Source organism: Arthrobacter sp. SlRoot2-15, assembly GCF_059739345.1.
The window spans coordinates 1,673,465-1,687,300 of record NZ_AP046058.1 but is presented as its reverse complement, the minus strand read 5'-3'; the positions used below and the strand labels follow the sequence as shown (position 1 = coordinate 1,687,300).

12 protein-coding genes are annotated in these 13,836 nt (G+C 69.3%); 5 read left to right on the top strand and 7 right to left on the bottom strand.

Annotated features, from left to right (window positions below; translation table 11 throughout):
* Positions 1-58: 58 nt before the first annotated feature.
* The 4 genes from AC6I9V_RS07655 to radA all read right to left on the bottom strand — a co-directional run bounded on the left by AC6I9V_RS07655 (position 59) and on the right by radA (position 5,537).
* Positions 59-2,158: a heavy metal translocating P-type ATPase gene (locus tag AC6I9V_RS07655; protein WP_497898947.1), complete on the bottom strand. Its 2,100-nt coding sequence runs from the start codon at positions 2,156-2,158 to the stop codon at positions 59-61.
* Positions 2,159-2,281: 123 nt separating this feature from the next.
* Positions 2,282-3,763: a multicopper oxidase family protein gene (locus AC6I9V_RS07650; RefSeq protein ID WP_497898946.1), complete on the bottom strand. Its 1,482-nt coding sequence runs from the start codon at positions 3,761-3,763 to the stop codon at positions 2,282-2,284.
* Complete coding sequence (locus AC6I9V_RS07645; protein ID WP_349413480.1) at positions 3,763-4,062, bottom strand: SHOCT domain-containing protein; 300 nt, start codon at positions 4,060-4,062, stop codon at positions 3,763-3,765. Before AC6I9V_RS07645 ends, AC6I9V_RS07650 begins: the two co-directional genes overlap by 1 nt.
* A 101-nt stretch (positions 4,063-4,163) precedes the next feature.
* Positions 4,164-5,537 (bottom strand): DNA repair protein RadA, encoded by a 1,374-nt coding sequence (radA, locus tag AC6I9V_RS07640; protein WP_497898945.1) that lies wholly within the window; start codon positions 5,535-5,537, stop codon positions 4,164-4,166.
* A gap of 191 nt (positions 5,538-5,728) precedes the next feature.
* Here radA and AC6I9V_RS07635 point away from each other — a divergent pair, with 191 nt between their 5' ends.
* Positions 5,729-6,496, top strand: a complete 768-nt coding sequence (locus AC6I9V_RS07635; RefSeq protein WP_497898944.1) for a glycoside hydrolase family 25 domain-containing protein — start codon at positions 5,729-5,731, stop codon at positions 6,494-6,496.
* A 64-nt stretch (positions 6,497-6,560) separates the two neighbouring features.
* Here AC6I9V_RS07635 and AC6I9V_RS07630 read toward each other — a convergent pair whose 3' ends face one another.
* A complete protein-coding gene (locus AC6I9V_RS07630) occupies positions 6,561-7,688 on the bottom strand; it encodes an FUSC family protein (RefSeq protein ID WP_349413477.1) in 1,128 nt (375 codons plus the stop codon).
* A 259-nt stretch (positions 7,689-7,947) separates the two neighbouring features.
* Between AC6I9V_RS07630 and pstS the strand changes: the two genes are divergently transcribed.
* The 4 genes from pstS to pstB all read left to right on the top strand — a co-directional run bounded on the left by pstS (position 7,948) and on the right by pstB (position 12,132).
* Entirely contained in the window at positions 7,948-9,069 is a 1,122-nt protein-coding gene (gene pstS / locus AC6I9V_RS07625) for a phosphate ABC transporter substrate-binding protein PstS (RefSeq protein WP_349413476.1), read from the top strand.
* A 193-nt stretch (positions 9,070-9,262) separates the two neighbouring features.
* The gene (pstC, locus tag AC6I9V_RS07620) at positions 9,263-10,195 is read left to right on the top strand and encodes a phosphate ABC transporter permease subunit PstC (RefSeq protein WP_497898943.1); all 933 of its coding nucleotides are present in this window, start codon (positions 9,263-9,265) and stop codon (positions 10,193-10,195) included.
* Positions 10,196-11,305 carry a phosphate ABC transporter permease PstA gene (gene pstA / locus AC6I9V_RS07615; protein WP_349413474.1) on the top strand — a complete coding sequence of 370 codons (1,110 nt, stop codon included), beginning with the start codon at positions 10,196-10,198 and terminating at the stop codon, positions 11,303-11,305. It begins immediately after the preceding gene.
* Positions 11,306-11,352: 47 nt separating this feature from the next.
* Positions 11,353-12,132 carry a phosphate ABC transporter ATP-binding protein PstB gene (pstB, locus tag AC6I9V_RS07610; RefSeq protein ID WP_138767760.1) on the top strand — a complete coding sequence of 260 codons (780 nt, stop codon included), beginning with the start codon at positions 11,353-11,355 and terminating at the stop codon, positions 12,130-12,132.
* Between the two features lie 17 nt (positions 12,133-12,149).
* Here pstB and AC6I9V_RS07605 read toward each other — a convergent pair whose 3' ends face one another.
* Together AC6I9V_RS07605 and AC6I9V_RS07600 are read right to left on the bottom strand one after the other, a co-directional pair.
* Positions 12,150-13,166, bottom strand: coding sequence for an inorganic phosphate transporter (locus AC6I9V_RS07605; RefSeq protein ID WP_497898941.1), 1,017 nt, complete (start codon positions 13,164-13,166; stop codon positions 12,150-12,152).
* Between the two features lies 1 nt (position 13,167).
* Entirely contained in the window at positions 13,168-13,785 is a 618-nt protein-coding gene (locus AC6I9V_RS07600; protein WP_138767758.1) for a DUF47 domain-containing protein, read from the bottom strand.
* Positions 13,786-13,836: the final 51 nt, after the last annotated feature.

Below are 13,836 nucleotides of genomic sequence, written 5' to 3'. Positions count from 1 at the left end.
GCGACTCCGCAACCCCGATGAGCACCGTGACCGGCACCGGCGTCCATGGGCGTTCGGCTCAGCGGACCTGGGCCGGGTTGAGCTTCAGGCGCCGCAGCAGCTGGGCGTTCAGCGCCACCACGATCGTCGAGGCGGACATCAGCACGGCGCCGGCCGCGGGGGACAGGACGATCCCGGCGAAGGCCAGGGCGCCGGCGGCCAGCGGAACGGCGATGACGTTGTAGCCGGTGGCCCAGACCAGGTTCTGCCACATCTTCCGGTAGCTGGCCCGGGAAAGGTCCACCATGGACAGCACCGCCCGGGGATCGTTGCCTGCCAGGACCACCCCGGCAGACTCGACCGCCACGTCCGTCCCGCCGCCGATCGCGATCCCCACCTCGGCCCGGGCCAGCGCGGGGGAGTCGTTCACGCCGTCGCCCACCATGGCTACCTTCAGTCCGCGGCCTTGCAGTTCGGCGACCTTCTTGTCCTTGTCCGCCGGCAGCACCTCGGCGAAGACCTCGTCGATGTTCAGCTCCGCGGCGACGGCGCGGGCCACCTGCGCGGCGTCGCCGGTGATCATGGCGACCTTGATGCCGCGGTGCTGCAGGGCCGCGACGGCCTGCCGGGATTCCGGGCGCACGGCGTCCTCCAGGCTGACCGCGCCCAGCACCCGTCCGCCCTCGATCAGGTGCAGCACCGCGGCGCCGCGCTCGATCCAGGCGGCGGTGACGGCGGCGAGCTCCGGGGGTTCCGCGGCCCCCAGTTCCCGCAGCAGGGCCGGCCCGCCCACGTGGAGCTGCCTGCTTCCGATGCCGGCGCGGACGCCGCGGCCGGTCAGGGCGGTGAAATCGGTGGCTGTCGGAACGTCCAGTCCGCTCTCGCGGGCGGCGCTGACAATCGCGCGGGCCACGGGGTGCTCGCTGTCCGACTCCACCGCGGCGGCCAGGGCCAGGACATCATCCTGGCCGGTGCCCTCCGCGGCGGCCACGGCGCGGACCGCCGGGGCGCCTTTGGTGAGGGTTCCGGTTTTGTCGAAGAGCACGACGTCGACGGTGCGCATCCGTTCCAGTGCCATCCGGTTCTTGATCAGCACACCGGCCCGGGCAGCCCGCTCGGTGGAAATGGCAATCACCAGCGGGATGGCAAGGCCCAGGGCGTGCGGGCAGGCGATGACGAGCACCGTGACGGTGCGCTCAACGGCGTCGGCCACGCTGCCCAGCAGGGTCCACACGATGAAGGTCAGGACACCGGCCCCGGCGGCGAAGTAGAACAGGAAGGCCGCAGCCCGGTCCGCCAGGGCCTGGGCGCGCGAGGAGGACGCCTGGGCCTCGGCGACGAGGCGCTGGATCCCGGCCAGGGCGGTGTCCTCCCCGATCGCCGAGACCCGCACGCGGACGCTGTTGTCCGTCGCGATGGTCCCGGCGACCACGGGATCGCCGGGGGAGCGGAGGACGGTTTTGGATTCGCCGGTGATCATCGATTCGTCGAACTCCGCCTGGCCCTCCGTGATGGTGCCGTCCGCCGGCATCCGGCCGCCCGGGCGGACCAGGATCGCATCTCCTGGCAGGAGATCGGCGACGCTCACGGTCTCCGTGCCGCCGTCGGTCAGGCGCTCCGCTTCGTCGGGCAGCAGTGCCGCCAGCGCGTCCAGTGCCCCCTGGGCCGAGCCGAGGGCCCGCATCTCGATCCAGTGCCCCAGCAGCATGATCGCCACCAGGAGGGCCAGTTCCCACCAGAAATCGAGGTCGAATCCGCCGATGCCCAGGCTGGTTGCCCAGGATGCGAGGAAAGCGACCGTGATGGCCATGGCGATCAGGAGCATCATTCCCGGCCGGCGCGACTTCAGCTCGGCGAGGCCGCCCTTCAGGAAGGGCTGGCCGCCGTAGAGGAACACCACCGTGCCCAGGACCGGCGGGATCCATGCGGAACCGGGAAACTCGGGAGGCTGGTAGCCGAGCAGGTTCCCGAACATGGGGCTGAACAGCACCACCGGAACCGCCAGCGCGAGCGTCAGCCAGAACCGGTTCTTGAACATCGCGACGCTGTGCCCGGCATGCTGGCCGTGGCTGTGCACCACATGCTCATCGTCCGGGACGGACGGCGGGCCGTGGTGGGTGTGTCCGGCGCTGCCTCCGGGCTGCAGTTGGCTTGTTCGTCCGCTGTGCTGGTGTTCCATGGGTCCTGCCTCCCGGGAGGTTTCTTGCGTCCGGCTTCCCTCCCAACATACCCCCGGGGGGTATGCTTGGCAAGAGTTGGCGCACGGCCGGTGAGCCTCTGTCGGCTGTTGGTCTGCGCGGCGTCAGCGCACCTCGATCACGCCCATCATGCCGAGGTCCTCATGGTCCAGGATGTGGCAGTGATAGACGGAGCGGCCGGTGAAATCCAGGAACGCGATCCGCACGGTGACCCGTCCGTTGGCCGGCACATTGACCACATCCCGCAGCCCGGGTTCCACGGGCCGGCCGTTTATTGCGATGAGCTGCATCGGCCACACATGCAGGTGGAACGGGTGGTCCATCGGGCTGCGGTTGACGAGCGTCCACTCCTCGACCGTGCCGGCGGCCGCGGTGGTGTCCGTCCTGGACTCATCGAAGACCCGGCCGTTGATGGTGAAGCCCATCATGCCCATGCCCGCACCCATCCCCATGCCGGTGCCAAGGACCAGTTGCCGGCGGGCGGCGACGACGGCGGAGCCCAGCTCCGGCGGTGCGGGCCCGGCGGGGAGGGCGGCGGCTGAGGCTGCGGCGGGGTCCCCGGCGACCAGCAGCGTGGCCAGGGCGCTGCCGGCCGGGTCCGCCGCGCCCTCCCCGCCCTCCGGCCGGGCCGGGCCCATGCCGCGTCCGGCCATCCCGGCAAGGCTTCCCCGGTTATAGGGCAGCGCCCGCAGCACCGATTCCCCGGCGGCGGCCGTGACGAGCAGCTCCGCCCGGTTCCCCGGCGCCAGCAGCACCTCCCGCACGTCCGACGGCGCCGGGAACCGCCCGGAGTCCATCCCCAGCAGCTGCAACTTCTGCCCGTCCAGCCGCAGCCGCAGGTAGCGGGCCACGCAGCAGTTGACGATCCGCCAGTGCTCCCGGTCCCCGGGGCGCGCCGTGAAACGGGGATTGGCCTGCCCGTTGACCAGGAGCAACGCGCCCTCACGCCCGGCCATCCGCTCCGGCTCCGCGGGCTCGGCCACGTCCCCGGCGCCGTCCAGGCTGGTGTCGGAGACCAGCAGGATGCGTTCGGCGCTCGCCGGGACCGGCTCGGCGTCCTCGACAATGATGGCCCCGAAGAGTCCGGCGAAGATCTGGGCCGCGACCTTGCCGTGGTGGTGCGGGTGATACCAGTACAGGCCCGGCGGGTGCGCGGCCGGGAGCTGGTACTCGTAGTCGAAACTGCTGCCCGGCTCCACGGTCACGAACACGTTGTCGCTGTTGCCCTGCGGTGAGACGTGCAGCCCGTGCAGGTGCAGGTTGGTCGGTTCGGCGAGCCTGTTCACCAGCTGGAGCCGGAGCACCTCGCCGGCCCGGAGCCGCAGGGTGGGGCCAGGGATGCCCCCGTTGTAGCCCAGGGCCCCGGCCTGCCGACCAGCAAGTAGCAAGCGCCCCGGGGCTGCCTCAAGGGTGGCGGCGAGGATACCGCCCGAGCTGCGGAGCGCCGCCGGCTGGCTTAGGTCCAGCCCGGTGACCGGCGACGGCCGGGAGTTGAGCGAAGACCACAGTCCCGCCCCGCCGGCAATGGTCGCGGAGGCTCCGAGCCCGCCCAGCAGCAGGGCCTTCCGGCGGCTGATCGGCGGCACTACGGGCCCTCGCCGAGTTCCTTTACCTGCTCGCGGTACTGCTCCGCCGTCAGCTCGCCCCTCGCGAAGCGCTCATCGAGGATCAGCCGGGCCGCACTCCGGCCGCCGGGAGTTCCGGGACCCCGTCCGGGACCTTGCGGCGGGCCGTAGGCCCCGGGGTGCCCCTGCCCGGGCAGGGCTCCGCGGCCGGGTCCGCCGAAGACCCGGATCGCGAGCAGCACGAGGACTGCGATTCCGACCAGGAGCAGCATGCCCCAGAGCCACATCCACCACAGGTTCTGCCCGTACCCCCACATCATGACCGGTCCCTTCGCCGCTGGTAGCTTCCGGCCCAATCGTGCGCCTGCAGGAAGCGGAACGCTAGGGTCCTAAGTCGCGCCCGGGGCGCCGGAACCGGCCGTCAGCTGATCAGCAGGCCCAGGGCTTCGGCCAGATGGCCCACCTCCCGGACCGAGAAGCCCGCCGGGACCGGGCCGGGGCCGTTGGGGCTCGCCGGGACCACGGCATGGGTGAACCCCAGCCGGTGAGCCTCCTGGATGCGCTGGTTGATCCCGGGCACCGGGCGGACCTCGCCGGCCAGGCCCACTTCGCCGAAAGCGATGAGCCGCTGGGGGAGCGGTTTTTTGGCTTTGGCCGAGGCGACGGCCAGGGCCACGGCGAGGTCGGTGGCAGGCTCGCTGAGCTTCACCCCGCCGACGGTCGCCACGTAGGAATCGTCCTTGTTCAGCAGGCAGCCGGCCCGCTGCTGCAACACGGCCAGCAGCATCGCCACCCGGGAGCTGTCCAGGCCGCTGGTGGCCCGGCGCGGCTGCGCGTTGGCGCTCTCGGCCAGCAGCGACTGGACCTCGGCGAGCAGCGGCCGGCGGCCCTCCAGTGTCACGGTGATGCAGGTGCCGGAGACCGGGTCCTTGGTGCGGGACACAAACAGGCCGCTGGGGTCGGCCAGGCCCACAATGCCGTCCTCGTTCAGGTCGAAGCAACCGACGTCGTCGGTGGGCCCGTAGCGGTTCTTAACAGCCCGCAGCAGCCGCAGCCGGGAGTGCCGCTCGCCTTCGAACTGGCAGACCACGTCCACCAGGTGCTCGAGCAGCCGGGGGCCGGCGATGGAGCCGTCCTTGGTCACGTGCCCCACCAGCAGGGTGGTCATGTTGCGGCGCTTGGCCGCGGCAATCAGGGAGGCTGCAACTTCGCGGACCTGGGAGACCCCGCCGGCGCTGCCCTCGACGTCGGCGCTGCTCAGGGTCTGGACCGAGTCCACCACCAGCAGCCTGGGTTCGAGCTTTTCCACCTGGCCCAGTGCCTGGCCGAGGTCCGTTTCGGCGGACAGGTACAGCGATTCGGCGACGGCGTCGATCCGGTCCGCGCGCAGCTTCACCTGGGCAGCGGACTCCTCACCGGTGACATAGAGGACGTCCTGGGCGGTGCGGGCGAACTTGGCGGCGACGTCCAGCAGCAGCGTGGACTTGCCCACGCCGGGCTCGCCGGCCAGCAGGATCACCGCGCCGGGCACCAGCCCGCCGCCGAGTACCCGGTCCAGCTCGTCCACCCCGGTGGGGAGGAACGCTGCCGTTGTGGCGTCGACCTCGGCGATCCGGCGAGCGGGCTCCAGGACGGTGGCCGCCGCCGTCGTCCGCGCCACAGCGGCGCCGGTTTCCTCGACTGTTCCCCATGCCTGGCATTCGCCGCACCGGCCCACCCACTTGGCCGTGGTCCAGCCGCATTCCGCGCACTTATAGCCCGGCGCCTTGGCGGCGCGGGTTGTCTTCGTTGCCATTGCTCAACCCTAACCGGGGGCGCTGACAATCCTGCCGGAGGCCGGCTACAGCGTGGGCGGCCTCGGCCGCGGGAGAGCCTTGACCGCGCACGCCTCGTCCGCCCATGCTGGGGTCCTGCCCCTGTAAGGCCCAAAGCGGAAGGCCGACGATGTCTGCTCGTACCCCAGCTGTTTTCCCAAGGCGCTTCCGGGTGGCCCTGGCCGCGGCCGCCGTCGCCCTGCTGACCGTTGTCGCCGTTCCCGCCCAGGCAGCCACGGCACCCGGACCCGGCAACGACGTGTCATGGCCGCAGTGCGGCAAAGCCCTGCCAAAAGGCCAGACCTTCGGCATCGTCGGCGTCAACAATGGCCTGGCCAACACCACAAACCCCTGCCTCGGCACACAGCTGACCTGGGCCGGCACCGCGAAGGGAGGAACCGGCCAGCCGTTGGTCGCGCTGTACGTCAACACCGCGAATCCCGGGGCGTCCGGGTCGTGGTGGCCTGCCAGCAACACCTACGGCGGGACCACCGTGGCGAATCCTTACGGGGAATGCACCGCGGGCTCCTACGGAGCTGCCTGCTCCTATATGTACGGTTACGCGAAGGCCAACGACGACGCCACCATCCGCGGTGTGAGCAACCCGGCGTCGTACCTCTGGTGGCTCGATGTGGAGACCGGCAACAGCTGGTCAAGCGAGACCCTGGCGAACCGTGCGGACCTCGAGGGCATGGCAGCCTACTTCGCCAGCATCGGCGCCCGCGCGGGCCTCTACTCGACCCGCAGCCAGTGGGACCAAATCGTCGGTGCGGTGCCGTCCGCCAGCAACCTCTACACACTGCCGAGCTGGCTCGCCGGCGCCCGGTCCCTCGCCGGCGCCAAGCGCAACTGCGCGGACGCCGCCCTTACCGGCGGCGGAAAGGTCACGCTCACCCAATATGTTTCCGGCGGGTTCGACTACGACCACTCCTGCATTTAGCGCGGCCGGGTAGCTCAGCCGTGCCCGCGCCCGCGCGTCCGGAAGCCGGCCCGGTGGCCCGGTCCTAGAGGGCGGGCAGGACGTCCCTTGCCTCGTCCGGATCCATGCCCGCGGCCTCGAGCAGGTCCACCATCAGCGGGCGGAAAAGCATCACCACGGTTTCGCCTTCAAGCCGCTGCACATCGAGCAGGCGCGGGTGCAGCCGGCCGGCCGTCTCGCTCAGTTCCACCCGGGCGGTGCGCAGATGGGCGCGCCGGGCGCCGTCCTGCACCTCCGCCAGGCCCAGCCCCAGTTCGTCGATCGCGGCAGCGGTCTCCTGCAGGACCTCGGCGATGTTCTCGGTCGCCTCGTCCGAGAGGGCGGCGTGGTTGATGGCGCTGGTCAGCCGGCGCGCGAAGACTCGGCTGTTGCGCAGTGCGAGGTCGATGAAGTCCACCGACTGTGCCAGCCGGTCCAGCTCCTCCCGGTGCCGCCGGTAGGCGGGGGCGAGGGTGGCGACCTCGCCGGAGGCGCGGAGCGTCTGGCGCATCGCGTCGACCAGGGGCTGGCAGTTGCGGCCGCGGATCAGCGCATGCCAGGCCTGGGTGGAGTCGCTGTGGGTCAGGGCCGAGGCGCATTCGCGCAGCACCTCGGCCAGTTCGTGCAGCAGTTTCTTGACGTCGTTGCGGGGTTCCCGGCGCGGATCCTTGGGAATCAGGAAGGTCACCAGCAGCGCGAACACGCCCCCGACCACCGCGTCGATGCTCCGGGTGAACGGACCTCCCGCGGGGGCCGGCAGCAGCACCACCAGCAGGGACTGCAGGCCCAGTTGTGTGGTGAAAATAGTTCCGCTGTCCAGGAAGCGGGCCAATAGAATCGAAAAAAGGAGCACGACGGCGGCCTGCCAGATCCCCGCGCCCAGCCAGTGCAACAGCAGGTCGCCCACTACGATGCCGATGGTGCAGCCCAGGCCCACCTCCACGACCCTTCGCAGCCGGGGATCTCGGGAGAAGCCCAGGGCGATCAGGGAGGAGGTGGCGGCGAACAGCGGCCCGGTGTGGCCCAGGACGTACTCGGCGAAGGCATAGGCCCCCACCGCGCAGGCCGTCATCTGGATGGCCGGCAGGAGCGATTTGCGGCTCCGGACAAATCCGGTGCGGACCCGCCCGCGCAGGAATCGTGCGCTTGCAGTGAGTCCGGTAGCGGGGGCCATGCCTACCAGTCTATTTGCCGTCTGCGGTGCCCGGGACGCAGGCTGCGGCCCCTACGACTGTGACGCACGCGACGCAACCTCAACCCGTCAGATGTCAGCGAATAGCCGGGATCCGTTAACCTGCCGTTCACTTTGGACCGCAATTCTCGTCACTTAGGGCACTTAGCTTCGGTAAAGGTACAAACCGTATCCACCGTCTTTTTGTTCGGACGTCTCCGGTCCGGCACGCATCTGAATAACCCTGGAAGGGGTACATCTAGTGAAGGCATCACGCTTCGGCCGCAACTCGGCCATCGCTGTCATCGCAGCCGGCGCTCTCGCGCTCACCGCTTGCGGCTCCGACAACGCCACCAACACCGCTCAGTCGGCCACGCCGTCCGCCGCGGCCGTCAAGGTCACCGGCACGCTGACCGGCATCGGTTCGTCCGCCCAGGGTGCGGCCATGGACGTGTGGAAGACCAACTTCGCCTCCGCCAACCAGGGTGCCAACGTGCAGTACTCCCCGGACGGCTCCGGCGCCGGCCGCAAGGCCATCATCGACGGCTCGGCCCAGTTCGCCGGCTCCGACGCCTACCTGAAGGACGAGGAGATGACCGCCGCGCAGGCCAAGTGCGGCCCCGACGGCGCGCTGAACATCCCGGTCTACATCTCCCCGATCGCAGTGGCCTTCAACCTGCCCGACCTCAAGGAGCTCAAGCTTGACGCTCCCACCGTCGCCAAGATCTTCCGCGGCGGAATCGCCAAGTGGAACGACCCGGCCATCGCCGCGCTCAACCCCGACGCCAAGCTGCCGGACCTCAAGGTCACCCCGGTGAACCGTTCGGATGACTCCGGCACCACGCAGAACTTCACGGACTACCTGGCCGCTGCCGCGTCCGACGTCTGGACCGACAAGTCCTCCGGCATCTGGCCCGCGTCCCTGAAGGGCGAGAACGCCAAGGGCACCTCCGGCGTCGTCAAGACGGTCACCGACACCCCCGGCGCCGTCACCTACGCCGATGACTCCGCTGTCAGTGGCAAGCTGGGCATCGCCCAGATCAAGGTCGGCGGTTCGTTCACCAAGATCTCCGCCGACGCCGCTGCCAAGGCCGTCGACGCCGGCAAGCCGGTCGAGGGCCGCAACGCCAACGACCTCTCCATCAAGCTGGACCGCAAGACCACGATCGAAGGTGCCTACCCGATCGTGCTGGTCTCCTTCCACGTCGTGTGCGCCACCTACGACACCAAGGCAACCGCAGACCTGGTCAAGGGCTTCGAAAGCTACGTAGTCTCCGACGCCGGCCAGAAGGCTGCCGCCGACGCCGCCAAGTCCGCGCCGCTGTCCAAGACCCTGCAGGACAAGGCGCTCAAGTCCATCGAATCCATCAAGGCCAAGTCCTAGGGTTCTCTTGCGCCGCAAGGCATAGTGGAAACACCAGCCTGACCCAGGTTCCCTGTTCCGAAACGACGGTCACTGACCGTCCGCCCGGGGCAGGGAACCTAGGCGTTTGTCCGAAGTACCCAAAGATTCACCGCCGTCGGCCCGGAGCGATCCGTGCAGCCGCCGGTGCAGATCGAAGCTGAAGGATCGTGAAGTGACCACCACCTCCCTGACCACGTCCCGGGGCGCAGGCCGCGCCGGAGACAAAGTCTTTTCCGCAGCCACCTTGGCCGCAGGGTGCCTGATCCTTGCCGTCCTCTTCGGCGTGGCACTCTTCCTCGTCATCCAGGCAATCCCCGCCCTCGTGGCCTCCCCCGACAAGATCCAGGGCGGCGCAGGCTTCTTCGCCTACATCTGGCCGATCGTCGTAGGCACCTTGATCGCCGCGGTGATTGCCCTCGTGATCGCGACCCCGGTCGCGATCGGCGTCGCACTCTTCATCTCCCACTTCGCCCCCCGCCGGCTGGCGTCCGGCCTTGGCTACGTGATCGACCTGCTGGCCGCCATCCCGTCCGTGGTCTACGGCGCCTGGGGCGCGGCGTTCCTGGCCAGGGAAATCTCACCGGCGTACAACTGGCTGGCCGCCAACATGGGCTGGCTGCCCATCTTCCAGGGGCCTGCCTCGGCCACCGGCAAGACCATCCTCACCGCGGGCATTGTGCTGGCGGTCATGGTCCTGCCGATCATCACCTCGCTCTCGCGCGAAATCTTCCTGCAGACCCCCAAGCTGCACGAGGAGGCCGCGCTTGCCCTCGGCGCCACCCGCTGGGAGATGATTCGGATGGCCGTGCTGCCGTTCGGCCGGCCGGGAATCGTCAGCGCCGTGATGCTGGGCCTGGGCCGCGCCCTCGGCGAAACCATGGCCGTCGCGCTGGTACTGTCCTCCGGCGCCCTCACGGCAAGCCTGATCCAGTCCGGCAACCAGACCATCGCCGCCGAAATCGCGCTGAACTTCCCCGAAGCCGGAGGTCTCAAGGTCAGCACGCTGATCGCCGCCGGCCTGGTGTTGTTCGTCATCACCCTCGGCGTGAACATGATCGCCCGGTGGATCATCACCCGGCACAAAGAATTCTCGGGAGCCAACTAAATGACCTCCACCATGACCCCGGTCCGCAAACGCTCGGCCCTGACCAAAGGCCAGCTACCCAAGGCGGCGCCGTACATCGTCCTGGGCCTCGCGCTCGTCCTCGGCGCGGCCATCCTGGCCCTGGTCGGCTTCAACGCCTTCGGCTGGGGCATCGTTTCTGCCCTGCTCTTTGCCGTCGGCCTGGTCGGCTGGAGCGCCGTCGTGGAAGGCTCCCGCAAGGCCAAGGACAGGATGGCCACCTGCCTCGTGGTGGGCGCCTTCCTGATTGCCCTGCTGCCGCTGATCTCGGTGATCTGGACGGTGCTCGTCAAGGGCCTCCCGGGCCTGCTGGACCCCGGCTTCCTGGGCACTTCGATGAACGGCGTCACCGGGTCGTTCGACAACAAGAGCGTCGATGAAGGCGCGCCCGTGATGGGCGGCATCTACCATGCGCTGCTGGGCACCGTGCAGATCACCCTGCTCGCCACCGTCATCTCCGTCCCGGTGGGCCTGCTCACCGCCATCTACCTGGTCGAGTACGGCGAGGACCGTGCGCTGGCCCGTGCCATCACGTTTTTCGTCGACGTGATGACCGGCATCCCCTCGATCGTGGCCGGCCTGTTCGCCGCGGCGTTCTTCTTCGCCGTCGTCGGCCCCGGCACCAAGACCGGCGCGGTTGCCGCCGTCGCGCTCTCGGTGCTGATGATCCCGGTGGTGGTCCGCTCCAGCGAGGAAATGCTCAAGATCGTCCCGAACGAACTCCGCGAAGCCGCGTACGCCCTCGGCGTGCGCAAGTGGCGGACCATCCTCAAGGTGGTCATCCCGACGGCGATTTCCGGCATCGCCTCCGGCGTCACCCTCGCGATTGCCCGCGTGATCGGCGAGACCGCCCCGATCCTGGTCACCGCCGGCTTCGCCACCTCCATCAACAACAACGTGTTCGGCGGCTGGATGGCCTCGCTGCCCACCTTCATCTACACGCAGATCCTCAACCCGACCTCGCCGTCCAACCCGGGTCCCTCCGACCAGCGCGCCTGGGGCGCGGCCCTGGTCCTCATCATCCTCGTGATGCTGCTCAACCTGGCTGCCCGCCTGGTGGCCCGCATCTTCGCCCCGAAGGCCGGCCGCTAGGCCACCCGCCGGCACCCGGTCCCTATCTCCACAAGTGAAGGAACAGCATGTCTAAGCGCATCGACGTCAAAGACCTGAACGTCTACTACAGCAAATTCCTGGCCGTCGAGGACGTCAACATCAGCATCGACGCCAAGTCGGTCACCGCCTTCATCGGCCCCTCCGGCTGCGGCAAGTCCACCTTCCTGCGCACCCTGAACCGGATGCACGAAGTCATCCCGGGCGCCCGGGTGGAAGGCGAGGTGCTGCTCGACGGCGACAACCTCTACGGCCCCGGCGTGGACCCGGTGACGGTCCGTTCGCAGATCGGCATGGTGTTCCAGCGGCCCAACCCGTTCCCCACCATGTCCATCCGGGACAACGTGCTGGCCGGCGTGAAGCTGAACAACCAGAAGATCTCCAAGGGCGAGGCCGACTCCCTCGTGGAGCGCTCCCTGCGCGGCGCCAACCTCTGGAACGAGGTCAAGGACCGCCTGGCCAAGCCCGGGTCCGGACTCTCCGGCGGCCAGCAGCAGCGCCTCTGCATCGCCCGCGCCATCGCCGTGGAGCCGCAGGTGATCCTGATGGACGAGCCCTGCTCGGCCCTGGACCCGATCTCCACGCTCGCCATTGAGGACCTCATCAACGAGCTCAAGGACGAATACACCGTGGTGATCGTGACCCACAACATGCAGCAGGCCGCCCGCGTCTCGGACAAGACGGCATTCTTCAACATCGCGGGCACGGGCAAGCCCGGCAAGCTGATCGAATACGGTGACACCCACACCATCTTCAGCAACCCCACCGTGAAGGCCACCGAGGACTACGTCTCCGGCCGCTTCGGATAACCAGCAGTCGGCGGGGGTTAGAACCCGGTGAGGGGGGACAGGGCGAGTTCCAGCACGAACGCCGCCGCCGCCGTCACCAGCGGGGTCAGGGCCCAGAAGGCGAGCACCCGGACCACCAGCCGCCGGTTCGTCCCGGCATAACCCTGGTTCGTGCCCGCCCCCAGCACGGCCGAGGTCACGGTGTGGGTGGTGGAAACCGGCCAGTGCAGTCCGATGGCGCCCACCAGCAGGATGACGCTGCTGTAGAGCTGGGCTACGAACCCGCGCAGCGGATCGATCCGCACCAGCCGGTAGCCGATCGTGTAGGAGATCCGCCAGCCGCCCGCGAGGGTGCCCGCCGTCAGCATGGCGGCCGTCAGGAGCGCCACCCACGCGGGTGTGGAGCCGCCGTCGGGCAGCCCGGCGGCCAGCATCGCCAGGATGAGCACGGCGCTGGTGCGCTGGCCGTCCTGCAGGCCGTGCCCAAAGGCCACCGCGCCCGCGGCGATGGCCTGCGCCCGCCGGGACCTGTTGTTCACCACATTCGGCGGGGTGTACCGGGCCGCCCAGGTGGCGGGCCAGACCAGCAGGTAGGCGCCCACGAAGGCGATGAGGGGGGAGATCAGCAGGGGCAGCACCACCTGGAACAGCAGCGACTGGTCCGCTCCGGCCACGGAGTTCCCGCCCACGGCCACGCTGGCGACGCCGGCGCCGGCCAGGCCGCCCACCAGGGCGTGCGTGGAGGAGGAGGGAATGCCGCGCCACCAGGTGTAGACGCCCCACAGCACGGCGCTGAGCAGTCCGGCGATCAGGATGGTCAGCCCGTTGGCCCCGGCCGGGAGGGCCACCCAGGTACGGCTGACCGTCAGCGCCATCGCCGCGCTGAGGGCGGCGCCGATGAAGTTGAACATCCCGGCCAGCAGCACCGCGACGGTAGGGGTCAGGGCCCTGGTCCGGACCGCGAGGGCAACGGAGGACGAAGCGTCCCGGAAGCCGTTGAGGAAGGCGAATGCCGCGGCGAAGAGGACCACCAGGGCAAAGAGGGCCAGGGACACCTCAGGATTCCTTGACGATGATGCTGCCCACCTGCGTGGCGATCCGCCGCATGTCCTTGGTGACTTCCACGAGCTGGTCCGCGATGTCGCGGTTGCGGGCGTACTGGGCCGACTTCATGTCCTTGAGCATGTCCGCTACCCAGACCCGGTGGGTGCGCTCGGCGCGCTTGGTGAGCCGCAGGACCTCGATCCAGTAATCCTCGAGGTCATCAAGGTTGTTCAGCTGGCGCATGGCGTCGACCGTGAGTTCGGCCTGTCGGCTGATGATTTCCAGCTGGTCCGCCGCGCGTTTGGGGAGCCGTTCCAGCTTGTAGAGGAAGACGAGGTCGGCGGCGGCGTCGAGCTTCTCCATTGCCTCGTTGAGGTAGCGGGAGAGCGCGTACATGTCCTCGCGGGGGAGCGGGTTCAGGAAGCTGGTCCGCATGTGGGTCAGGAGGGCAAAATGCAGTTCCGCGGACTTGGCCTCATGGTCGTGCATGTCCTCCACGAGCCGCGAATGCTCGCTGGCGGGCGCGCCGAGGATCTCCGAAAGGGTTCCCGTGGCGAGGGCGATCTGGTGGGCCATCTGGGACAGCAGGTTCAGCCCTGCGGGCTCCTGGGGGAAAAGGCGCAGCTTCACGTGGGGTTACCGGTCTCCGGACGAGGCGTACACGGGCGTTGTCTGCCGGCC

Coding starts and splice junctions, on each gene's coding strand:
- AC6I9V_RS07655 (WP_497898947.1), bottom strand. CDS start 2,158: ATGGAACACCAGCACAGCGGACGAACAAGCCAACTGCAGCCCGGAGGC.
- AC6I9V_RS07645 (WP_349413480.1), bottom strand. CDS start 4,062: ATGATGTGGGGGTACGGGCAGAACCTGTGGTGGATGTGGCTCTGGGGC.
- radA (WP_497898945.1), bottom strand. CDS start 5,537: ATGGCAACGAAGACAACCCGCGCCGCCAAGGCGCCGGGCTATAAGTGC.
- AC6I9V_RS07630 (WP_349413477.1), bottom strand. CDS start 7,688: ATGGCCCCCGCTACCGGACTCACTGCAAGCGCACGATTCCTGCGCGGG.
- pstA (WP_349413474.1), top strand. CDS start 10,196: ATGACCTCCACCATGACCCCGGTCCGCAAACGCTCGGCCCTGACCAAA.
- pstB (WP_138767760.1), top strand. CDS start 11,353: ATGTCTAAGCGCATCGACGTCAAAGACCTGAACGTCTACTACAGCAAA.